At 57.6% G+C, this 20,363-nt stretch carries 24 protein-coding genes, 2 tRNA genes and 1 riboswitch; of the genes, 14 read left to right on the forward strand and 12 right to left on the reverse strand.

The features are described from left to right. Positions 1-3: 3 nt before the first annotated feature. The 4 genes from GTP44_RS24375 to glyA form a co-directional block, all read right to left on the reverse strand. Positions 4-855, reverse strand: coding sequence for a PilW family protein (locus tag GTP44_RS24375; protein ID WP_161021462.1), 852 nt, complete (start codon positions 853-855; stop codon positions 4-6). Beyond that, positions 852-1,388 carry a type IV pilus modification protein PilV gene (gene pilV / locus GTP44_RS24380; protein ID WP_160992204.1) on the reverse strand — a complete coding sequence of 179 codons (537 nt, stop codon included), beginning with the start codon at positions 1,386-1,388 and terminating at the stop codon, positions 852-854. Before pilV ends, GTP44_RS24375 begins: the two co-directional genes overlap by 4 nt. Before the next feature lie 93 nt (positions 1,389-1,481). Further along, a complete protein-coding gene (gene nrdR, locus GTP44_RS24385) occupies positions 1,482-1,937 on the reverse strand; it encodes a transcriptional regulator NrdR (RefSeq protein ID WP_160992205.1) in 456 nt (151 codons plus the stop codon). A gap of 57 nt (positions 1,938-1,994) precedes the next feature. Next, a complete protein-coding gene (gene glyA / locus GTP44_RS24390) occupies positions 1,995-3,242 on the reverse strand; it encodes a serine hydroxymethyltransferase (protein ID WP_161021463.1) in 1,248 nt (415 codons plus the stop codon). Between the two features lie 94 nt (positions 3,243-3,336). Then, positions 3,337-3,474, reverse strand: a riboswitch (ZMP/ZTP riboswitch). Positions 3,475-3,604: 130 nt separating this feature from the next. On the opposite strand from glyA, the gene GTP44_RS24395 reads away from it, so the two are divergent. The 10 genes from GTP44_RS24395 (at position 3,605) to GTP44_RS24440 (ending at position 10,032) form a co-directional block, all read left to right on the forward strand. Continuing rightward, positions 3,605-4,351 carry an SDR family NAD(P)-dependent oxidoreductase gene (locus tag GTP44_RS24395; protein ID WP_160992207.1) on the forward strand — a complete coding sequence of 249 codons (747 nt, stop codon included), beginning with the start codon at positions 3,605-3,607 and terminating at the stop codon, positions 4,349-4,351. 244 nt (positions 4,352-4,595) lie between these two features. After that, positions 4,596-5,018: a tol-pal system-associated acyl-CoA thioesterase gene (gene ybgC, locus GTP44_RS24400; RefSeq protein WP_160992269.1), complete on the forward strand. Its 423-nt coding sequence runs from the start codon at positions 4,596-4,598 to the stop codon at positions 5,016-5,018. Between the two features lie 6 nt (positions 5,019-5,024). Continuing rightward, positions 5,025-5,717, forward strand: coding sequence for a protein TolQ (gene tolQ / locus GTP44_RS24405; protein WP_160992208.1), 693 nt, complete (start codon positions 5,025-5,027; stop codon positions 5,715-5,717). A 5-nt stretch (positions 5,718-5,722) separates the two neighbouring features. Further along, positions 5,723-6,160, forward strand: coding sequence for an ExbD/TolR family protein (locus GTP44_RS24410; RefSeq protein ID WP_160992209.1), 438 nt, complete (start codon positions 5,723-5,725; stop codon positions 6,158-6,160). Positions 6,161-6,169: 9 nt separating this feature from the next. Then, positions 6,170-7,099, forward strand: coding sequence for a cell envelope integrity protein TolA (tolA, locus tag GTP44_RS24415; RefSeq protein ID WP_161021464.1), 930 nt, complete (start codon positions 6,170-6,172; stop codon positions 7,097-7,099). Between the two features lies 1 nt (position 7,100). After that, positions 7,101-8,366: a Tol-Pal system beta propeller repeat protein TolB gene (gene tolB / locus GTP44_RS24420; protein ID WP_161021465.1), complete on the forward strand. Its 1,266-nt coding sequence runs from the start codon at positions 7,101-7,103 to the stop codon at positions 8,364-8,366. 27 nt (positions 8,367-8,393) lie between these two features. After that, complete coding sequence (pal, locus tag GTP44_RS24425) at positions 8,394-8,927, forward strand: peptidoglycan-associated lipoprotein Pal (RefSeq protein ID WP_160992212.1); 534 nt, start codon at positions 8,394-8,396, stop codon at positions 8,925-8,927. Positions 8,928-9,037: 110 nt separating this feature from the next. Then, positions 9,038-9,793 (forward strand): tol-pal system protein YbgF, encoded by a 756-nt coding sequence (gene ybgF / locus GTP44_RS24430; protein ID WP_160992213.1) that lies wholly within the window; start codon positions 9,038-9,040, stop codon positions 9,791-9,793. Between the two features lie 58 nt (positions 9,794-9,851). Beyond that, positions 9,852-9,927, forward strand: a tRNA-Lys gene (locus GTP44_RS24435). Between the two features lie 29 nt (positions 9,928-9,956). After that, positions 9,957-10,032 (forward strand) — tRNA-Lys (locus GTP44_RS24440). Between the two features lie 164 nt (positions 10,033-10,196). Here GTP44_RS24440 and GTP44_RS24445 read toward each other — a convergent pair. Genes GTP44_RS24445 through GTP44_RS24460 form a run of 4 tightly spaced genes read right to left on the reverse strand, consistent with a single transcriptional unit; the run spans position 10,197 to position 14,790 of the window. Beyond that, entirely contained in the window at positions 10,197-11,828 is a 1,632-nt protein-coding gene (locus tag GTP44_RS24445; protein WP_202424214.1) for an ORC-CDC6 family AAA ATPase, read from the reverse strand. Beyond that, on the reverse strand, positions 11,821-12,576 hold the full coding sequence (locus GTP44_RS24450) for a hypothetical protein (RefSeq protein ID WP_161021466.1): 756 nt from the start codon (positions 12,574-12,576) through the stop codon (positions 11,821-11,823). The genes GTP44_RS24445 and GTP44_RS24450 overlap by 8 nt, the downstream gene beginning before the upstream one ends. 47 nt (positions 12,577-12,623) lie before the next feature. After that, positions 12,624-14,318: an SNIPE associated domain-containing protein gene (locus GTP44_RS24455; protein WP_161021467.1), complete on the reverse strand. Its 1,695-nt coding sequence runs from the start codon at positions 14,316-14,318 to the stop codon at positions 12,624-12,626. 4 nt (positions 14,319-14,322) lie between these two features. Continuing rightward, positions 14,323-14,790 (reverse strand): hypothetical protein, encoded by a 468-nt coding sequence (locus GTP44_RS24460; RefSeq protein ID WP_161021468.1) that lies wholly within the window; start codon positions 14,788-14,790, stop codon positions 14,323-14,325. Between the two features lie 575 nt (positions 14,791-15,365). Here GTP44_RS24460 and GTP44_RS24465 point away from each other — a divergent pair. From GTP44_RS24465 to GTP44_RS24475, 3 genes are all read left to right on the forward strand, one after another. Continuing rightward, positions 15,366-15,623 carry a hypothetical protein gene (locus tag GTP44_RS24465; protein WP_161021469.1) on the forward strand — a complete coding sequence of 86 codons (258 nt, stop codon included), beginning with the start codon at positions 15,366-15,368 and terminating at the stop codon, positions 15,621-15,623. Between the two features lie 163 nt (positions 15,624-15,786). Then, entirely contained in the window at positions 15,787-16,446 is a 660-nt protein-coding gene (locus GTP44_RS24470) for a hypothetical protein (RefSeq protein WP_229257067.1), read from the forward strand. 7 nt (positions 16,447-16,453) lie between these two features. After that, a complete protein-coding gene (locus tag GTP44_RS24475; protein ID WP_161021471.1) occupies positions 16,454-17,023 on the forward strand; it encodes a hypothetical protein in 570 nt (189 codons plus the stop codon). A gap of 14 nt (positions 17,024-17,037) precedes the next feature. On the opposite strand, the gene GTP44_RS24480 is transcribed toward GTP44_RS24475, so the two are convergent. After that, the gene (locus GTP44_RS24480) at positions 17,038-17,331 is read right to left on the reverse strand and encodes a BrnA antitoxin family protein (protein WP_160992217.1); all 294 of its coding nucleotides are present in this window, start codon (positions 17,329-17,331) and stop codon (positions 17,038-17,040) included. Continuing rightward, positions 17,282-17,521: a BrnT family toxin gene (locus GTP44_RS24485; protein ID WP_371867318.1), complete on the reverse strand. Its 240-nt coding sequence runs from the start codon at positions 17,519-17,521 to the stop codon at positions 17,282-17,284. Before GTP44_RS24485 ends, GTP44_RS24480 begins: the two co-directional genes overlap by 50 nt. A 275-nt stretch (positions 17,522-17,796) precedes the next feature. On the opposite strand from GTP44_RS24485, the gene GTP44_RS24490 reads away from it, so the two are divergent. Then, complete coding sequence (locus GTP44_RS24490) at positions 17,797-18,252, forward strand: hypothetical protein (protein WP_161021472.1); 456 nt, start codon at positions 17,797-17,799, stop codon at positions 18,250-18,252. A gap of 1 nt (position 18,253) precedes the next feature. Here the strand turns inward: GTP44_RS24490 and GTP44_RS24495 are convergent, their stop codons facing one another. Continuing rightward, entirely contained in the window at positions 18,254-18,565 is a 312-nt protein-coding gene (locus GTP44_RS24495) for a cupin domain-containing protein (protein ID WP_161021473.1), read from the reverse strand. A gap of 97 nt (positions 18,566-18,662) precedes the next feature. Beyond that, on the reverse strand, positions 18,663-20,201 hold the full coding sequence (locus GTP44_RS24500; protein WP_161021474.1) for an EAL domain-containing protein: 1,539 nt from the start codon (positions 20,199-20,201) through the stop codon (positions 18,663-18,665). Between the last annotated feature and the right edge of the window lie 162 nt (positions 20,202-20,363).

Genomic DNA, 20,363 nt, shown 5'->3' on the forward strand with positions numbered 1-20,363 from the left:
GATTCACCCATCCCGATTCCGCAACGCCACCGTCATGCTGAACACGCGCCGCGCCCGCAGGCGCTCCGCCGGCGGCATCAATCCTTCATCCACGCGCACGCCCACATCTTCCGGATGCGCGTCCGCATAGGCGGGGCCAAACAGATCGAACCGCCCCGCCACCGTATCCGCGCGTGAGTTGACGGTGCCGCGCAGCAGCAAGGCCAGCTTCACGCTGGCGACACGCTGCCACGCGGCGGCCGCCGTTACCGCCGTCGCGTTCAGATAGGTATTGGGCACACCGTCCAGCGGCGTATCGAGGTCAACGCCATACAGCACCTGAAACGAATCGACACCACCAACCACGGCATCGGCACCCCAGCCAGCCGCGCCGCGATATTTACAGCGCAACTCCGCCTCGCCGCCGGCATCGGCGGCAACGTAAAAAATGCTCCAGCCGCGCACCCCGGCGGGCACCGCAAAGCCGCCGCAGTTGATGCTGGCGTCATCGTCGGCGCCGGCGAATCGCAAGGCCAGCACATCACTGCCATGCGCCACCGCCGGCCAGGGCGCGTCGATGCCTTCACCAGCGCGGCTGATGCTGGCGGCATCCAACCCGGCCACCGACGCCGACGCCAACTCGGGCGGCACCGCGTCACCATCCCAGTCCACGTAAGCGCCCTGACGAATCGACTGCGCCATGACCGACATCGCATAACGGCCGCCGTCGGCAAGCCAGACGTTATCGCTGTGGTTGCGGTAGTTGCCGCCGGACGCGACCAGCAAGCCACCGGCCAGCAACGTCACCAGCAGACCCAGCGCCATGGCGATCAGGAACTCCGCCATGCCCCAGCCATCGCTTTGCGCGGGTTTCATGGCGACCTCCCCACCACCATCGCGACGCCAGGTGGATGGGCGCCTTCGGCGTCGACCGATGCCGTGCCGTCCGGGCGCTTGCCGCGCCAGCCAACTTTGACCACCACGGGCGCGGCCGCGCCGCCGCTGCAGTCCCAGCGCAGCTTGCCGCCGCTCCACAGACCGGCATCGCGGCACACCAGCACGCGGCCGCCTGGCAGGTTCTGGCTGGTCTGCACCTTGGCGTCATACAAATCGGCAAACGCCAGCTGCGCCGCGTCGCAAGCATCGCCATGACACAAGGCCGATGGCGCGGCTGGCGACGGTTCGGCCAGCGCATCGTAATTCAGCGTGAGATAGGTGGAGAATTGCGCCGGATTGGCGCGCATGCGTTCGGCGAGCGACACCGCCAGTTGCGTCGCCTGCGACAGCAGCACTGCCTGATGCCGCGCGCGCAGCGCTCCCAGTTGCAAGCCCACGCCGCCGATGACGCCGAGGGCGAGCACCAGCACCGCGATCAGAATTTCCAGCAAGGTAGAGCCGCGTGCGCGCATGGCACACCTCCGCAAGTCGGGGAGACTGCGTCAGAAGTTAGCAGCGGCTAAAGCAGAGAATATGATGTGTATCAAACGTGTGCCAGCAGTGCGCTAGCTTTTCTTGCCGGCTTCGGCAATCGCATCCTGGAACTCGGCCAGGTCTTCAAAGTTTTTGTAGACCGAAGCAAAACGGATGTAAGCGACCGTGTCGAGGCGCTTCAGTTCCTGCATCACCAGCTCGCCGATGTAGCCGGTGTCGACTTCGCGCTTGCCGCTGGTCAGCAGCTTTTCTTCAATCGACGCAATGGCCGCGTCTACCGCCGGCGCGGCGACCGGGCGCTTGCGCAAGGCCAGCTCCAGGCTGCCACGCAGCTTGGAACTGGCGTATTCGGTACGGCTGCCGTTCTTCTTGACCACATACGGCATCATCAACTCGATACGCTCATATGTGGTAAATCGTTTATCACATTTACCGCAACGCCGACGCCGGCGAATAGCATCCCCTTCCTCGGATACGCGCGTATCGAGAACCTGGGTATCTTCATGCTGGCAGAACGGACATTTCATATCAACGCAAACCTTCGTTAGCGTCGTCCCGGCTTACACCGGAACGACGCGTGTTACTTACTTGGCGTAGACAGGGAACTTGTCAGCCAGCACCTTCACCGCCGCCTTCACGCGCTCGATGGTGGCCGCGTCATGCGGGTTGTCCAGCACGTCGGCGATCAGATTGCCGACTTGTTCCGCTTCCGCTTCGCCGAAACCACGGGTGGTCATCGCCGGCGAGCCCAGGCGAATACCGGAGGTCACGAAAGGCTTCTGCGGATCGTTCGGAATGCCGTTCTTGTTGGTGGTGATGTGCGCCGAACCGAGGATCGCTTCCGCTTCCTTGCCGGTCAGATTCTTCGGACGCAGGTCCACCAGCATCACGTGCGACTCGGTGCCGCCGGACACGATGCGCAGACCGCGCTTGATCAGGGTTTTGGCCAGCACGTCGGCGTTCTTCACCACTTGCTGCTGGTATTCCTTGAACGCGGGCTGCAGCGCTTCCTGGAAGGCCACGGCCTTGCCGGCGATCACGTGCATCAGCGGGCCGCCCTGGATGCCAGGGAAGATGGCCGAGTTGATGATTTTCTCGTGTTCAGCCTTCATCAGGATGATGCCGCCGCGTGGGCCGCGCAGCGATTTGTGCGTGGTCGAGGTCACGAAGTCGGCGTGCGGCACCGGATTCGGATACAGGCCGGCGGCGATCAGGCCGGCGTAGTGGGCCATGTCGACCATGAAGTACGCGCCCACCGCTTTGGCGACGGCGGCGAAACGCTCGAAGTCGATCTTTTTCGAGAACGCCGAGGCGCCGGCGATGATCAGCTTCGGCTTGTGTTCCTTGGCCAGCGCTTCCATGGCGACGTAGTCGATGTCCTCTTCGGCGGTCAGGCCGTAGGACACCACGTTGAACCATTTGCCGGACATGTTCAGCGGCATGCCGTGGGTCAGGTGGCCGCCTTCCGCCAGCGACATGCCCATGATGGTGTCGCCCGGCTTGAGCACGGCGAAGAACACGCCCTGGTTGGCCTGCGAGCCCGAGTTGGGCTGGACGTTGGCGGCTTCGGCGCCGAACAGTTTTTTAACGCGGTCGATCGCCAGTTGCTCGACGACGTCCACGTACTCGCAGCCACCGTAGTAGCGCTTGCCTGGATAGCCTTCGGCGTATTTATTGGTCAGTTGCGAACCTTGCGCTTCCATGACGGCCGGCGAAGTGTAGTTTTCCGACGCGATCAGCTCGATGTGATCGTGCTGGCGGGTGTTTTCGTTTTGAATGGCGCCGAACAGCTCTGGGTCTACGCTGGCGAGGGTGTGATCTTTTGCGAACATGAAAAAACTCCAATCGATTGAGTATTTTGTTACTGGCAGTTGGATCGAATGAGAGAAGCCATAGCGGACCGGCAGCCTCTTCGTGCTTTCCATCGAGGGCTGCCCAGGCGAACGGCTAGTGAAATCTCACGTTTCCCGGTGGATACCCACCTTTCGCTGACCAGACCTGAATGCACCACGATGGGGCGCTTTTCAGGCTTATTTCAGCTTTTCGCCAGTTACGTGAGACGTAATGGAAGCCAAATTGTATTTGATGCGCCAGATTTGAGCAAGAAATTGAGTTGCCGTTAAAGCAAGACCACCTCGACCGCCGTTTGCGGCTACAATTTTGTCCACCTTCCCATTCACACCAAGGACAGACCATGATCGTCTTCATCACCGGCGCCACCGCCGGCTTCGGCGCCGCGATGGCCCGCATCTTCGCTCAAAACGGCCACCGGGTCCTGATCAGCGGCCGCCGCGAAGACCGCTTGCAGACGCTGGCGGCCGAACTGGGCGACGCCGTCCACCCGATCGTGCTGGACGTGACCGACAAGGCCGCGATCCAAGCCGCGCTGGACAGCCTGCCGCCGGCATGGCGCGCCATCGACGTGCTGATTAATAACGCCGGCCTGGCGCTGGGTGTGACGCCGGCCCACACCTCGTCGCTGGACGACTGGGACACCATGATCGCCACCAACATCAGCGGCCTGGTGGCGATGACCCGCGCCATCCTGCCGGACATGGTGCAGCGCGGCGGTGGCACCATCATCAACATCGGCTCGATCGCCGGCTCCACGCCCTACCCCGGCGGCAACGTCTACGGCGCCACCAAGGCCTTCGTCAACCAGTTCACGCAGAATCTGCGCGCCGACCTGGCCGGCACCGGCGTGCGCTGCACCAACCTGGCGCCGGGCCTGTGCGGCGGCACCGAATTCTCCAACGTGCGCCTGAAGGACGACGCCGCGGCCGCCAAGGTCTACGAAGGCACCACGCCGCTGACGGCCGAGGACATCGCCAACACCGCCTACTGGATCGCCACGCTGCCGCCGCACGTCAACATCAACCGCATTGACATGATGCCAACCTGTCAAGGCTACGGCCCGCTCAACATCAAGCGCAGCACCTGACAACGCCGGCCATTCCCGCGCCAGCGGGAATCCCTGGAACGCCTGCTCAGCCACACTCTTAAGCCAGACTTAGTTTCCCCTAATGCACGAAATAATTTCGTAAGGCATTGTTACAATACTTGGCAAGCCGCCTGCAAAGCGTTTTACTGTGGTCAAGGCACCTTTGCGCGCCAGTTGATAAAATTCAACCAAAACAACAATATCGCGTAGAATGTTGCTCACTCACTTTAGCAGTCAAAACAACATGCCAGCAGATTTTATCTGGAACGTGCGGGTCTACTACGAAGACACCGACGCCGGCGGTATCGTCTATTACGCAAACTATCTCAAATTCTTCGAGCGCGCCCGCACCGAGTGGCTGCGCGCGCTCAATGTGAGCCAGCACACGCTGCTGGCACAGCACGATACCTTGTTCGTCGTCAAAAGCGTTAGCGCGGAGTATCATGCGCCCGCCAAGCTCGATGATGAACTAAAATTAACGGTTAGCATCGAAAAGCTCGGCCGCGCCTCCATCGTTTTCCATCAGGAAGCGTGGCGCGGCGAACAGTTGCTGAACACGGCCCGTGTCAAAGTGGGCTGTGTCGACGCCGCCCTGCGTCCGCGCGCCGTGCCGGCGGCCGTCGCCGACAAAATGCGCACCACCAGTACCACCACCCAAACCGACTGATAAACAATGAACGTCACCCAAGACCTGTCTTTCCTGTCCCTCATCACCAATGCGCACCTGATCGTGCAATTGATCATGGCGCTGCTGTTCATCATTTCGCTGACCAGCTGGACCTACATCTTCAGCAAACTGTTCGCGATCAACTCGGCGCGCCGCCTGACGGTGGAATTTGAAAAAACCTTCTGGGCCGGTGGCAACCTGCACGCGCTGTACCAGAACGCCGGCAAGGACCGCGCCAACAGCGGCCCGCTGGCGCGCATCTTCGAAGCCGGCATGGGCGAGTTCATCAAATCGAAGGCGGCCTACACCGCCAGCCGCGACACCATGGACACCGGCGCCATCCTCGACAGCGCCCGCCGCGCCATGCGCGCCGCGTTCCAGCGCGAGATGGACGCGCTCGAATCGCACCTGGCCTTCCTCGCCTCGGTCGGCTCGGTGTCGCCGTACATCGGCCTGCTGGGCACGGTGTGGGGCATCATGAACGCCTTCCGCGGCCTGGCCAACGTGCAGCAAGCGACGCTGGCGGCCGTGGCGCCGGGCATCGCCGAGGCGCTGATCGCCACCGCCATCGGCCTGTTCGCCGCGATTCCGGCCTTCGTCGCCTACAACCGCTTCTCCTACGACGTGGACCGCCTGGCGATCCGCTTCGAGAGCTTCGTTGAAGAGTTCTCCAACATCCTGCAACGTCAATCGCGTTAATCACCATGGCCTCCTCCTTCTCCAGCAGCATGCGCGGCGGTCGTGGCCGCAAGCTCAAGTCCGAGATCAACGTGGTGCCCTACATCGACGTGATGCTGGTACTGCTGATCATCTTCATGGTCATGCCGTCGGCCAACGATCCGAGCGTGGTCGACCTGCCGCGCGCGGAAAAATCCACCAAGCCGCCGAGCGACTACGTGCAGATCGTGCTCAAGCCGAACGGCGCGCTGTCGATCGGCGTCAAGGGCAAGGACGAGGACGCGCCGGAAACCGCGCCCAACCGCGACGCGCTGGTGCGCAAGCTGCGCACCATCCACGACCAGCATCCGGACTATCCTGTGCTGATCGCCGGCGACAAGGACAGCAAGTATGACGACGTCATCCAACTGATTTCGGAAGCGAAGAAACTGGGCATCACCCGCGTCGGACTGTCCACCAAGTAAATGCAGAATATGAAATCCGCAACCGCTGGCGGTCCGTACAAGGTTCCGCGACAACGCAATGGCGTGCGCGCCGGCTCTCTGGCCGTCGCCGTGCACGCCGTGTTGTTGCTGTTCCTGTGGGTGGGCGTGAGCTGGCAAAACAACGACCCGGTCGAAGTGCAGGCCGAAATCTGGGACATGAAGGTGCAGGATGCCGCGCCGCCGGCACCGCCGGCCGATCCCACGCCGGAACCGGAACCGGAGCCGGAAGTGGTCAAGCCGCCGCCACCAGCGCCCAAGGTCGAGGCGCCGCCTGAACCGAAGGAAGATCCGGAAATCGCCCTCCAGCGCATCAAGAAGAAAAAGCTGGAAGAGGAACGCCTGGAGAAACTGGAACAGGCACGCCTGAAGAAAGAGGCCGACGAGAAGGAAAAACTGCTGGCCAAGCAGAAGGCCGAGCAAAAAGCCAAAGCCGACAAGGAAAAGGCCGACCAGCAAGAGAAGGAAGAAAAGGCAAAAGCGCTGGCCGCTGAAAAAGAGAAGAAAAAAGCCGCCGCCGAAAAACTGGCCAAGGAAAAGGCCGACAAAGCCGCCAAGGACAAAGCCTTCGCCGCCGAGATGAGCCGCATCACCGGCGCCGCCGCCAAAGGCACGACCGGCACGGCCGCGCAATCGACCGGCGGCCGGACCGACGGCGGCTATGCGGCGGCGATCAAAGCCAAGATCAAGAGCAATCTGGTCTACGGCGCCGATGACGACAGCCTGAGTGCCTCGTATGTGATCACGCAGCTGCCGACCGGTGAGATCATCGGCATGCGCAAGACAAAAAGCAGCGGCTCGACCGCCTACGATAATGCGATTGAAAACGCGATTACCAAATCGTCACCACTGCCCAAGAAAAAAGATGGTACGGTAGAGCGCGAAATTACCCTCGACTTCAAGCTGAAGGAAATGCACTGATATGAAAAAACTGAATATGCTTTACACCGGCCTGGTCATCGCCGCCACCATGGGCAGCGCCCAGGCCCAGATGCGGATCGAAATTTCCGGCGTCGGCAGCAACCAGATCCCGGTCGCCATCGCCGGCTTCGCCAACGAAGGCGTGTCGCCGCAAAAGATTTCCGAGATCATCAAGGCCGACCTGGAGCGCAGCGGCGCCTTCAAGATCATCGACGCCGGCGTCATCAACGACGTCAACAACATCGACTACAGCGGCTGGAAAGCCAAGGGCGCCGACGCGCTGGTGGTCGGCACCGTCGACGCGCTGGCCGACGGCCGCTACGACGTGCGCTACAAGCTGCTCGACACCGTCAAGCAGGACAAGATCTCCAACCTGGACAAGGCCGTCACCGCCCAGTTCACCCGCCTGTCGGCGCACCTGATCGCCGACGACGTGTTCTTCAAGCTGACCGGCATCCGCGGCGCCTTCTCCACCCGCATCTCCTACGTCAAGCAGGAAGGCCGCACCTACCAGCTGATGGTGGCCGACGCCGACGGCGAGAACGAACAGCTGGCGCTGCGCTCGAACGAACCGATCATCTCGCCATCGTGGTCGCCGGACGGTACCAAGGTCGCCTACGTCTCGTTCGAGCAGAAAAAGCCGGTGGTCTACGTGCAGAACCTGATCACCCGCGCGCGCACCGTGGTGGCCAATGAAAAAGGCAGCAACTCGGCGCCGTCGTGGTCGCCGAACGGCAACAAGCTGGCGGTGGCGCTGTCGAAGGACGGCCACACCCAGGTCTACACCGTCAACGTCGATGGCAGCGGCCTGCGCCGCGTCTCCAACAGCGGCGGCATCGACACCGAGCCGCAATGGTCGGCCGATGGCCAGAGCCTGTACTTCACCAGCGACCGCAGCGGCGGCCCGCAGATCTACCGCATGAATCCGGACGGCGGCGACGCCAAGCGCGTCACCTTCAGCGGCACCTACAACACCAGCCCGCGCATCTCGTCCGACGGCAAGACGCTGGCCTATATCTCGCGCCGCGACGGCAACTACCAGCTGTACGTGCTGGACCTGGCCAGCAGTCAGGAGCAGCGCCTGTCGGACGCCACCGACGACGAATCGCCGAGCTTCGCCCCCAACGGCAAATACATCATGTACGCCACCCGCGCCGGCGGCCGCAAATCGCTGGCCGTGGTCTCGGTGGACGGACGTGTCAAGCAACGCCTGACCACGCAGGCAGGCAATATCAAGGAGCCCACCTGGGGTCCGTTCATGCAGTAATTGCGTTTCACAACTAGGAGAATGATTATGCGTAAACTCAGCAGCTTAGCCTTCATCGTCACCACCGCCGCCATCCTGTCCGCCTGCTCGTCGACCCCGATCGCCGAAAACAAACCGGCGCCGGTGGTTGAGCGTCCGGTCGACAAGTCCGTCCAGCCGCAAGCCGACATCCGTACCGTGGCGCCGGTGGAAACCAAATCGCTCGATCCGCTGGACGATCCAAAAGGCGTGCTGGCGAACCGCAGCGTCTACTTCGACTTCGACAGCTTCGTCGTGCGCGCCGACGGCAAGCCGGTGGTGGAAAACCACTCGGCCTACCTGGTGAAAAACAAAAACCGCCAGATCCTGATCCAAGGTAACACCGACGAACGCGGCGGCGCCGAGTACAACCTGGCGCTGGGCCAGAAGCGTGCCGAGGCCGTGCGCAAGGCGATGACCACGCTGGGCGTGCCTGAATCGCAGATCGAAGCCGTATCGCTGGGCAAGGAAAAACCGAAAGCCACCGGCTCGAACGAAGAAGCATGGGCAGAAAACCGCCGTGCCGACATCGTCTACAAATAATCAAAAGCACTACCTATTTGCCGGGTCACAGGCATAATACGGGGCGGCGCGCGGCGAACAGTCCGCGTCCCGCCCCGTTTTCCTATTCGATTTGTGTGAAAGTGTCCGACATGAAGAAACTCTCCAAATCCGGCCTGAGCGCCGCCCTGCTGGCCGCCACGATCTGGCTGCCGCTGCAAGCCCATGCCGGCCTGTTCGACGACGACGAAGCCCGCAAAGCCCTGCTCGACCTGCGTTCCAAGGTCGAAGCCATGCGCAGCGACCTGCAGGCGCGCATCGACAACAAATCCGACAAGTCCAGCACGCTGGACCTGATCAACCAGAACGACGCCACCTTGCAGCAGGTGAACCAGTTGCGCGGCCAGATCGAAGTGCTGTCCAACGAGCTGGCCAACGCACAAAAGCGCCAGAAAGACTTCTACGTCGACCTCGACACGCGCCTTCGCAAGCTGGAGCCGCGCGAAGTGACCATCGACGGCAAGACCGCCCAGGTCGATCCGAACGAGCAGCGCTCGTTTGAGGCGGCCAACAAGCTGTTTGTGGCCGGCGACTACAAGGCGGCCAGCGTGGCGCTACAGGAGTTCGTTCAGCGCTATCCAGGCTCGGGCTATGCGCCCAACGCCCAATACCGTCTGGGCAGCGCCTACTTCGCCCAGCGCGACTGCAAGGCCGCCATCACCGCCCAGCTGGTGGTGCTGAAGAATTACGCGGACAGCCCGCAAGCGCCGGACGCCATGCTGAACATCGCCAGCTGCCAGTCCGAGCTGAAGGACAAGGCGGCCAGGAAGACGCTGCAAGACCTGATCAAGCAATACCCGGACTCGCCGGCGGCGGAGACGGCCAAGCAGCGCCTCGGCGGCAAATAATTACCGCTGGGTATTTGACAGCCGGGCTGGTGATCCCCTATAATCTCGCTTCTTTCGGGGGTCGTTAGCTCAGCTGGTAGAGCAGCGGACTTTTAATCCGTTGGTCGCAGGTTCGAATCCCGCACGGCCTACCATACCGAAAGTTGCCAAGGTTTATACCTTTGGGTCGTTAGCTCAGCTGGTAGAGCAGCGGACTTTTAATCCGTTGGTCGCAGGTTCGAATCCCGCACGGCCTACCAAGAATAATCAAGGAAGCCCACGAATTTCGATTCGTGGGCTTTTTTGTTTCTGGTCCATTTCTGGTCCCGGTCCTTTTATCCCCTAGCCTCTGGCCGGTGCACATTGTCTCTAGGGGACGAAGGGAGCTGAATTGAAACCGGCAATTGAATTGCGGCAATCTTCTTCAGCCGGACAAGAACTCCAAAACCGCCGCAGTTACGACGTTCATCATCTTTCGCGACCGAACAGGGCCGATGTACATTGCTCGGCGGAACGTAGCCTCGGTAGATGTCAATGCTTCGCCAACCGTTTTGATACCTACGGAACTCAGCGCCCCCTGTTGGTGGGTAGTCAAGTCGAGCACGGATATTGGCTTCGATAGCAAACGCGCAAGCTCGGTCGAAAGGTCTGCATCAGCCATTGCACCGACCCGAGCAGCAATTTCAACGAACGCTGGCATATTCTGTCCATACTCGGTAAATCGCCCAACAGTTAGCCCCTTCCTTAGTTCAGTGATGAACGACACCGGGTTCGGTGAGGGTGCTGCGACACAGCCTATATTGATCGCATAACGAACACCGACCGCACTACGGGTGGCCACGACTCCGGCATCCAGCTTCGTGATAACGCCCGTGTAGGTAAGCAAGCGCAGAGCCTCTTTAACCGCTTCCGGCGCGTCGCGATGAATCCAAAAATAGCTAGTACGCTCTGGCTTTCCTTCCGCGCGCCATAGCTCGTTTTTCTTTATCGCATCGGGAATCACATACTGCTCGACAAACAAGCGTCCCCAGTCGATTAAATCTTTATGCCCTGGATAACGTTCAGCTAATGCACTATGCTCAGCCCATATTGCGTTTCGATAAAAGTCCTTGAGCACAGCTTGTGAATCAGATGAACGAAGCTTTCCAGCTAGCGCTACCGTTTTAAGCAACAATCGTGGATTGCCAGTGACCGCAAGAGCAAGTGCATCAAAGTTTTCACCATTCCGCTCGATATCACTTTGTAACTCAGCGCCAGATTGTTTCAACACAATCTCGCGCATCTGCTCTCGGTAGGTGGATGCATGAATGTCGCGATTTAGGGGCTCGATCTGAGCATCATGTACTGCCTCGAAAGACGGTCCATACGAAGTTACGCCAGGGTATACCGCTGCGTTACACGTCATGTAAGGAGAACGAAGGTCCCTGAACAAGGTGAAAAACTGCCTCTGTTGCTCCGGCCTAAAAATATGCGCTGCCTCATCAAAGAGAACATTAATACGCCGTAACCCGAGGTCACGGCACAAGTCCTCGATTGCATCCTTAAAGGACTCCACGTCTGGTATGTCGCCGGCATCAATCTGAGTACCCGGCTGCTTGAACGAATCTTCAAAGCGCTGGGCGATCCGCTCCAGTGGCGTCTCTTCACCAGCCACCCCCATCGCCCCCCCTGCGAGCACTGTCGCAGATATAGTAGATTTTGCAAGCAACCCTAGCTGATACAAAGTGCGAAGAACACGCGACGCTAGGCGGGCAAGCATCCATTGCTGAAATTGCTGGTCGTTTTTTGTACTGAGTAAGGAGCTTTTTACAAACGAAACATACACCGGAACAACTTTTGTCGTGGGGTATTCCGCGAACTGCTGCTGTTCGCACACTCGTAACAAAAATGACTTTCCTGTTCCACGACTTCCCTCTAGGATCATAGGGCTGGCCGACTTCAGATTAGCGATGAGTTGTTGGTCGCGCTCTGTCGGGACAAACAGTTCCAGAATTTCTTCCGGTCGCAGGTCTTCTGTCCGTATTACAAAACTATTTATATCATTCACGTTAGACATTTGTGCTGCACTCCGTGCGAATTGCCGATATATGGCCAAGTTGTTCAATCAATATTGCGTCTATCCCCGTCCTCTTCTGAGCTGGGAGAGTTCGAACGTAACGGACGGAAAAGGCAAAATGAATCACAAGGCGAACGACTTTTGCCTTCCTATTCCATAAATCGAAAGTCTCTTGTGAGAAGTCCAACTTAGAAGGCAAAGGTATATGGTTAGGAACATTGCCATGTATGCATTCGGATAGCTCACGATAAATGGTTCTAGCAAGCTGGCGGAAGTGCCCGGTATGACTTTCGAGCTCAGGGAAAAATGCTCTGCAAAATCTAAGACTTAAAGGTCCATTTTCTTCGTCTACCAACGTCGCCCACACTGTATCCCTTTCTCCACGAATCCATTCTTCTCGAATTAAGAGATTTGCCGACAAATAGGAGCTCTGGAGGCAAAGCTCCAACACAAGCCGCAACCCTTTAAAACCATTACGATACTGCCCTTGGCAAATGTTCAGCATGGCGACAACGTATTCAGTTGCCGCGGTTCCTAATAGACTTGCCTCAGGACTTCCACTTATGGCATCACGCCACGCCTCAAGATCATTTGCAAATACATAACTATCGCCGAGTACGCCTTCATTTAGGCCTTCTAGCGACGCATCGACGGCACCACTACATTGCGTGTGCAGTCCCCGAAAGACGTTGGCGAGACTTGAAGGGCGCTGGATTGCCCCTGTAGTAACATCGGCTTGGTTTGTCAATTTGCTGTTCCAATAGGTGATATAAGGACAATCTCTTTTAAATTAACTCAAGCAGCCAAGAGGCGCTTCGTTTGGAAGTAATCTTCGGCCTTAGCGGTCATCGTAAATTCCACACTATCATCAACGATTTCTTCCAGCGCTGCCTGAATGTCTTCCAGCTTGACCCTAAAGAATTCCTTCCTATGATTAACAGCATTCACGCGCCGATCACTGAAGCGTTTATGCAATGCATATTCTAATGCTGGAGCATCATCGGAATAACAAATTGCATGCACGTCATATGGGAATGGCACAGAAGCACTGCTAAGTTCATCTACCCTTTCCTGAGGATCTAATCGCCGCGTCAAACCAATCTTAAACACTCCCTCACCAAATGCACCAAGATTAGAAATGACGTAGACAAAGCCGCGACGCGTCTGCTCAGCCATACTCTTTGCACGGACGCCTCGCTGTCTTGCTTCCACTAACTGCTCCTCAAGCAAAGATATCTTCGCGAGGGAAAGGGAACGCTCAAGTTCCGTTTCCTGTGCCATATGCTCTCTAGCCTTTTCCAACAATCGAGTGAGCTTGAGCTCTTCTCTTTCAGCATCCTTTACAGCGTCCTCGTACTGTTTCTGAACCCGCACTTCCTCTCGCATTTGTTCGCGAATAGCGCGCTGCTCTTCCTGCTCCTCTTTTTTCTTCAGCGTGAATTCGAACTGAAGCTTGCATTCTTCAAATTTTAGCTCAACGTAGTCGATATTAAAACCACAACGAAGGGTCATGCAATTCTTCTCTAGTACCTCTGCTTTCTTTTCAATTTGCTCTAGGGTCCGATCTAGGTTGGCTGGATTGACCTTCTCAATAAGCAAGTCACATTCAACGTTGAAAGCATTAAGCATTAATTGCACTTGCCCATCTAGAATCTTTTTGTCTAAGGTTCTATTGAGCCCAAGCTCCAAATCGACCGGATACGTTACTGCATTTTTCTCGCGAATCAGCTTACGTTGCAGGTCCCGCACTTCTTTGATTTCGGATTGGTATCGGATAGACGTTTCATACAAATACTCAGGCATTTCAAAATGGCCGACCTTGGTATATTCATCCACTCTGGAATATAAATCGATGCGTTCCATCAAGCCAGTAAGCGTATCTCTAGCGCTGCCCAACTTAGCTTCCAGTGTTCGGAGTTGAATACTCAATTCTTGCTCATTGTGTCTAAACTGGGTCTGCTCACGCTCCCACTTAGTAGCCAATGTATCCAAGTCAATGCGAATAGTTGCCTCACGCGCCTCCAAACTAAGCAAATGCGCTATTCGCGCTTCGAGTAATTTCTTTTGTTCCGACAGCTCCTCTACATTGCGAAGAAGAGTGTTGCGCTGATTCTGATAACCCTGGAGCTCTGCTTTAATTCCGATGCATTCGTTTTTTGCGATTGCCGAATCAGAACGTGCCTGTTGCGCGGATTTCTCCGCTAAGACCAGTGCAGTTTGTAATTTCCCCAGCGCTGCTTCAGCATCACTCCTCTGTTCCAGAGCGACTGATGTTTTCTCCTGCTCATCCCGAGCAGTTGATGCATATTTCTTAACCGTTGCCTCTCCGATCACCAACTCTTGGGTGAGTGATTCAAGCAAGCCTGTTTTTTCTTTAATGGCACTCTGAATACTCTTGTAACCCACATACTTTTTCTGGAATCTGAGATGTTGCACCAGTGGAATAACCACCGCCAACAATCCCAATCCTACTGTTACGCTATCGCTCATAATTTCAACTCAGTAAAGTTCGAACATAGTGCAATCGGAGAGCACGTCGCTCCTCGCAACGTTCCTGGAAACAAGCCTCGGCCTCTTCGCGCTCCGCCTCAAGGGCCATCTTGGCTTGTTGCACACGATTTCGCTCATCTTCGAGTCGCTGCCGCTCCTCTGCCTTAGCCTCAAGGACCTTACGCTTCTCCATGTCCTTCTCATGGCGAATCGCATCTTTTTCTGCCGCCCTTCTACGCCGCTCTTGCTCGCGCTCCTGGTCTTTACTCGCCCGATCAGATTCGCGTAACCGCTGCAATTGACTACGCTCTGCTTCCTTACGAGCTTTTTCCTCTTGACGCATTAGAGCGGCGTGAGCTCGTTCATACTCCCGCTGTTGGCACAAACGGTTTCGCTCGGCCTCCTTTGCGGCCCGCCCAAGCGCTTTAGCAACACCCATTACTAATCGCATACCATCACTTCGTCTTGCCATCCATCTCTCCAAGTCCTCGCAAAGGGACACCAATGCATAGTGTCCGTCGTCGGACATTCGGCTTTTAGCTGAAACTGGCCGTCTGTGAGAATAGCACTCTTGCCAATTCGAAATACTCACAGATTGTCACCGGTTCTTGCGCAACAAGTCTCGGGCTACTCGAATTGAGGGCTGGACTAACACCTTTCCCGCCAACCAAGGCTCCATCTTGCCCTGTGGAATTTTTTCTATCAGTAAAGGCTGAACTGTCGATGGAATCAATCGCAACGTATGCAGCACGCGAACAGGATTCCGTGGCGTGTCACTTGCGACCGTAGAGTCTATGTTGGCTAGCGAGTTTATTAACTTCGAATACTCGGATAAGACTTCCAGGGTATTATCAGCACATCCATCGGATAAGGAAAACACCAGACCCCGGCAGGGCCGCTGGCATCGCACGCATCAAGATGGTACAGTTCAGCTTGTCGGTCTTTTAATCCGTTGGTCGCGGGTTCGAATCCCGCACGGCCTACCAAGATTCATCAGAAAAGCCACTTTCGGGTGGCTTTTCTGTTTTCCTCAACAGAAAGCGCGCCATGACTTACGAAGAATTTCTTGACGAAGTAACCACCCTCCTCGCCGAAATGTACGATCTCGACGACCAGGCCGCGATCAAGTTGGTGGTCGATGCGCAAGCCAATGACTACTTCGTCACCCACGACGACAAAGAAGAGCTGCGCACCTTCGCCCAAGCCAAAGTGGAAGCCGTGGCAATCTACCAGGCCAAGCAAAACAAAAACGAAACCCAACGCAAACAACAGCAGCGCCAGACACAAAAGAAAAAAGCCCGCTGATCGAACACAACGGGTTCGCGCTCCGTCAAAACCTCATGGTTGAGCTAGCGCAAATCACGCTATTTCTGGTGACCTAAGCTGAGTTCTCTTTTTGCACTCAACGGTGTTTACCATGACTTCTGCAGATAACAGAACTGACGACCGAGCTCATTTCGACCGGGCTATGAAAGCACTGGAAAGCCAGGTGGCCAATGTCGGCGCCCATATCACGATCGACTCCACCACCCGGCTTGCCTACGCGAGAGAAATCAAGGCAATGGCAATCAGACTGGAAGGTGATGCGCTGATGGGGAAAATCACCTGGACTGAAGCTGCGAACCAAGCGCAGGAAACCAGAAATGTCGTCATGGAGATTTTCCGTCGACGAAGTACACCGGTAGGCAGAGCGATGGCCCAGTCCATCAAGATCAAGGGCTATTCATTAAACGAGCTCATCGCTCGCCATACACTGCGTCACTATGGCGAGAACGCCGTATTCACACGGCTATCGTCCTCGCAGAAAAATGCCGTCTACGCTTCCATCGTGCGATCTGCCGGGAGCGCACGTCAGGAAATAAGCACCCTCCTGGCGCGCCTGTCCTATGCGGGACGTGGGCTGATCATTATTTCGCTGGGCATCTCAGCCTATAACATCGCCACGTCTTCAGACAAAGTCTCGGCGACAGGGAAAGAGATTCTATCAACCAGCGCCGGCATTGGCGGCGGCATCGCAGGCGGCGCTATCGCGGGCTTGGCGTGCGGCCCGGGAGCGCCCATTTGCGTGACAATCGGAGCGTTTGTCGGGGGTACACTGGCTGCGTTTGGCATTCATTGTCTGTGGTAGGTAGGTCGTGAAGCTCATTCAAACCTCTGAATTTGCACTGCGCCCGGTAGCGACGCCGCACAGCGAAGACATGCCTAAAAGCGAGCTGATGTTGAACGGGCTCCCGACTGGAAAAATCATCGACGGCGCAGTGTTAGAGGCGGCGATTAGATGGCACGATTGCCTGCTGGCTTTTGTCACTGACGCCATCACCCACGAAGAGACGCTGCGCGTTTATCTGTTCAATGACTGCCTGAACATCATCGACTCCGCTCAGCTTGGCTGGATGTACGCCACTGGCGTTTTCTCACTACTCGAACTCCAGCCACCCAACACCGTCCGCTTTCTTTTTTTCGGTGACACGGATTGGACTTTGGAATTGTTCGGCGACGAGGTTTTCGCGATTCCTTTTTTTACCGATCCTCGTGGTGTGAGCAGGCCACTGAGATTTCATCGCCGGTTTCAGATTTCTGGCAGTCCCAGGCCCGAGCCACGGCAAAGCGGCAGTTCGCAATTAAAGAAGACCAAGGCCACAACCGCAACCGGCGGCACGATGCGCGGGCTGAGTGGACAAGCGATCCAAATCCTGTGCCGGTAGCATCTGCATCCACTTCAACGGGATCTGAGCCACTCCTTCAGTGCATCGTTAATGCGTGTCTGCCACCCATCGCCGGTAGCCTTGAATGCCGCTAACACGTCGGCGTCAAAACGGATAGTCGTGCTGATCTTGGTCCCGCTCCCTGCTGGCCTGCCGCGCCGTTTTCCGGCCTCCGCCTGCGCCTCGTTGCGCGACACAATTTGGTCGCCAATCCGCCAGACGCCCTTCTCAAAAAATTCGTCTGTCAATTCCGGGGCATCATCCGGGTCGACCCAAGTCTTGGGCGAATTTTGCGATTTCACGTTCATTTGCTTTCCTCATACTAATGATTCGTCTCGCCCGACCCCGGGGCGTCGATACAACGACGACGCCCCGCCCATCGAGATACCCAACGGTTACTCGGCGACGCTCACCATAGTCCAGACGATCATCGTCCGTCGTCACGGTCCCCCCTTCAAATACATCCTTGGAACGAACAAAATCCAAGCCTCGCTCCACGAGCGTCTTTCACGTTTGGCGGAATCGAAGGTGATTCTCATGGACTTAGTGTAGTAAAAAAATAATGAAACCCGCCAGAATTATTTGTAGTAACAAGTATTAGACCTGCCACTGGCAACAAGAGCAAATCCACGGATTCAAACTCAGCGTCTCCCAAGCCGAGGCCGCATTGCGATGCCCAAAATGGCCACCGCTCAACTCAGCCTACGCTAGGCCTTATTTATCTGGAGGCCCTTATGGAAGCGAGCAAAGTTAGTGATAGCTGGTAGACCATCATGAAATTAACCCACGCATCCGGCTACTCGATCCGCGTCATCACTGCATCGACCTCGGATGCGGTGCCGCTGTGCGAGGTCGTGATTGACGGAACTGGCACGGGTAAAGTGCTGCAGGGCGCGGTGTTTGAAGCCGCGCTCAAGTGGAACGATGAGGTGCTGCTTTTTCTCACGGATGACGTGCCGTTTGAGGATACGCTGAACATTTATCTGCTCGATCAACATCTGCATGTCGCGGACTATGCACGGATGTACTTCATGTACTCCACAGGTATTTTTTCCGACATGGACTTAACGGAAGCCGATACCGTGCGGTTTAATTTTCTTGGGAAGAAGCGCTGGACACTCAAGCTTTTCGCGGAGAAGAAATTCTGCATCCCCATCCTCTCCGATGCATTGGGCGTCCATCGATCGCTTGGTTTGTACCGTCGATTTCAGCGGTCCCCGTCTCGCTGAATCATTCGCTGCCGGCGCGCTCAATGACCAGAACGCGTGCCACGCCGCGCGGACACGCGTAGTGGGCGTCGCCGCTGTCGGCGAAGAACAGGTCGCCGGCGAGCAAGGTGACGACCTGCGCCAGGCCATCCTGGCGATAGTGCATGTCGACCTCGCCATCCATGACCACGAACACTTCCTCGCCGTCGTTGACGTGCCAGTGATATGGCTGATCGGTCCAGTGCAGACGCACGGTCGCGTTGGGGATGGTGGCCACCAGTTCCGCCCCCCAGGCGCGGTTGGCGACAAATTCTCGGCTGCGGATAATTTTCATGCCGCCATACTCGCATGCCAGCGCCCGACAAATGTGCCATCGATGATGGAATCCCTGCCACCCTTGCCTGTCCCGGCGCAACCGCGCCCGCCAGCGTCTACCCGGACAAGCTGGCTTGATATGCCGGAGCAATCTCCGCCAGCGGCACCGCCTTGCTGTAAAGCCAGCCCTGCGCCAGCGCGTCAGGGCAAAAGGCGAGGATGGCGCGCATCTGCGCCGCCGTTTCCACGCCTTCGAACACCACGCCGGTGTCGACGTCCTTGGCGACCTCGAAGATCTTCAGCAAAATCATCGCCGCGGCGGACTCGGTGCCGGCGGCCTGGGTGAAGATGCGGTCGATCTTGATCTTGTCCACATTCAGCCGCCCCAGGTAGGCCAGGCCGGAATAGCCGGTGCCGAAGTCGTCGATAAACACCTGGAAACCCAGCCGCCGCACTTCGTCAATACCCGCCTGCATGCGCGAGATTTCGATGGTGCTGCCCTCCAGAATCTCAATCGCGATCTGCCGCGGCGCGATGCCGTGCCGGCCCGTCTCGCTGAGCAGCAGCTGGACGATGCTCTGATCGAGCAAGGCGTCGATTTCCAGATTGATGCTCAGGTAAAGATGCGGGTCCTGCTTGAGCCGCGCGGCGCACTCGCGCAGCGCGCGGCAGACGATGGAGCGGTTCAGCACCGTGGACAGGCCTAGCTCGGCCGCCTTACCGATAAAGAGATCCGGCTGGATCTCGCCCAGGTCCTTGTCGCGCCAGCGCGCCAGTGCCTCGAAGCCCATCAGCTGCCCGCTGGCGGCCATGATGATCGGCTGGTACAACAGGCTGATCTCGTCTGATTCGATGGCCGCCGTCAGCTTGGCCGACAGGGTTTTGTTGCGATGGAACAGACTGACCAGCGCGGCCCACAGCACCGCGCCCAGGATCGCGCCCAAGGTCCCGGCCAGCACCAGCATGCCGTTGTATGCGGGCGAGAAAATATTGCTGTCGATTTGCGCCGTCACGCAAATATCAAAACGCTGCGAGCAAGTGCGGACTTCGCGCCGCGAAAGCTGGTCGCCGCCCGGCTCCATCCGGCCAAAGTGACGCATCATCACCCGGCCACCGCTTGAAGTCACCTGCACCGACAGTTCCGGCGCGCCGTTTTCAAACGAGGCGAACGCGGTGGGCGAGGTGACGACAAACACGCGCGGCGTGCCGTTGATGTCGATGCTGCGCCCCGGAATCGAATAACTCGGCGTGCGTATCCACAACAGCAGGCCATTGCGCGTTTTCAGCGTGGGCGCGCCAACATGGAACGGTGATCGCAGGCGGCCCCACAACGCGGAGCAGGCAATCGTGCCGTCGGGATTGAAAAGGCCGGCATCCTTGATGAAGCGGTACTCAAAAGTTAAACGCTTCATCTCGGCCAGATCGGTATCGCTGCAACCGGTCAGCGCGCTTCGCTCCAGAGCGGCGACCGCATCCGAGACGTTGCCGGCCACCGATTCCGAATGCAGCAGCACGGTGTGCGCCAGCGATTGAATCCGGCGCTTGCCGCTCTCGGCCCATAGCAGTTGGCACAGCAGTAGCGCCGCCGCGATGCCAAGCGCGCTGGCGAGCACCAGCGCTGGTAGGGTCTTGACACCACGTTTTCTGTTTGGCACCGGTACCTCTGTAGGTTTAGGTAAGTTTTTATACTAGAGGGGGCCTCGAAAAACCGGCCCGGCCGTGGCATGATGTCAGCGCATCAACCTTGACGACTCTGCCATGATGAAACCCAACCTTTTTGCTGCGCAGGAGCGCGAAGCCAAGCTGACGAAGCTGGG

This window comes from Duganella lactea (assembly GCF_009857505.1).
Lineage (GTDB): Bacteria > Pseudomonadota > Gammaproteobacteria > Burkholderiales > Burkholderiaceae_D > Rugamonas > Rugamonas lactea.

What these genes read in the sequence shown, in the direction of transcription:
- GTP44_RS24375 (WP_161021462.1), bottom strand. Translation starts at nt 855, where the DNA reads ATGAAACCCGCGCAAAGCGATGGCTGGGGCATGGCGGAGTTCCTGATC.
- pilV (WP_160992204.1), bottom strand. Translation starts at nt 1,388, where the DNA reads ATGCGCGCACGCGGCTCTACCTTGCTGGAAATTCTGATCGCGGTGCTG.
- nrdR (WP_160992205.1), bottom strand. Translation starts at nt 1,937, where the DNA reads ATGAAATGTCCGTTCTGCCAGCATGAAGATACCCAGGTTCTCGATACG.
- glyA (WP_161021463.1), bottom strand. Translation starts at nt 3,242, where the DNA reads ATGTTCGCAAAAGATCACACCCTCGCCAGCGTAGACCCAGAGCTGTTC.
- GTP44_RS24395 (WP_160992207.1), top strand. Translation starts at nt 3,605, where the DNA reads ATGATCGTCTTCATCACCGGCGCCACCGCCGGCTTCGGCGCCGCGATG.
- ybgC (WP_160992269.1), top strand. Translation starts at nt 4,596, where the DNA reads ATGCCAGCAGATTTTATCTGGAACGTGCGGGTCTACTACGAAGACACC.
- tolQ (WP_160992208.1), top strand. Translation starts at nt 5,025, where the DNA reads ATGAACGTCACCCAAGACCTGTCTTTCCTGTCCCTCATCACCAATGCG.
- GTP44_RS24410 (WP_160992209.1), top strand. Translation starts at nt 5,723, where the DNA reads ATGGCCTCCTCCTTCTCCAGCAGCATGCGCGGCGGTCGTGGCCGCAAG.
- tolA (WP_161021464.1), top strand. Translation starts at nt 6,170, where the DNA reads ATGAAATCCGCAACCGCTGGCGGTCCGTACAAGGTTCCGCGACAACGC.
- tolB (WP_161021465.1), top strand. Translation starts at nt 7,101, where the DNA reads ATGAAAAAACTGAATATGCTTTACACCGGCCTGGTCATCGCCGCCACC.
- pal (WP_160992212.1), top strand. Translation starts at nt 8,394, where the DNA reads ATGCGTAAACTCAGCAGCTTAGCCTTCATCGTCACCACCGCCGCCATC.
- ybgF (WP_160992213.1), top strand. Translation starts at nt 9,038, where the DNA reads ATGAAGAAACTCTCCAAATCCGGCCTGAGCGCCGCCCTGCTGGCCGCC.
- GTP44_RS24445 (WP_202424214.1), bottom strand. Translation starts at nt 11,828, where the DNA reads ATGTCTAACGTGAATGATATAAATAGTTTTGTAATACGGACAGAAGAC.
- GTP44_RS24455 (WP_161021467.1), bottom strand. Translation starts at nt 14,318, where the DNA reads ATGAGCGATAGCGTAACAGTAGGATTGGGATTGTTGGCGGTGGTTATT.
- GTP44_RS24460 (WP_161021468.1), bottom strand. Translation starts at nt 14,790, where the DNA reads ATGGCAAGACGAAGTGATGGTATGCGATTAGTAATGGGTGTTGCTAAA.
- GTP44_RS24465 (WP_161021469.1), top strand. Translation starts at nt 15,366, where the DNA reads ATGACTTACGAAGAATTTCTTGACGAAGTAACCACCCTCCTCGCCGAA.
- GTP44_RS24470 (WP_229257067.1), top strand. Translation starts at nt 15,787, where the DNA reads ATGAAAGCACTGGAAAGCCAGGTGGCCAATGTCGGCGCCCATATCACG.
- GTP44_RS24480 (WP_160992217.1), bottom strand. Translation starts at nt 17,331, where the DNA reads ATGAACGTGAAATCGCAAAATTCGCCCAAGACTTGGGTCGACCCGGAT.
- GTP44_RS24490 (WP_161021472.1), top strand. Translation starts at nt 17,797, where the DNA reads ATGAAATTAACCCACGCATCCGGCTACTCGATCCGCGTCATCACTGCA.
- GTP44_RS24495 (WP_161021473.1), bottom strand. Translation starts at nt 18,565, where the DNA reads ATGAAAATTATCCGCAGCCGAGAATTTGTCGCCAACCGCGCCTGGGGG.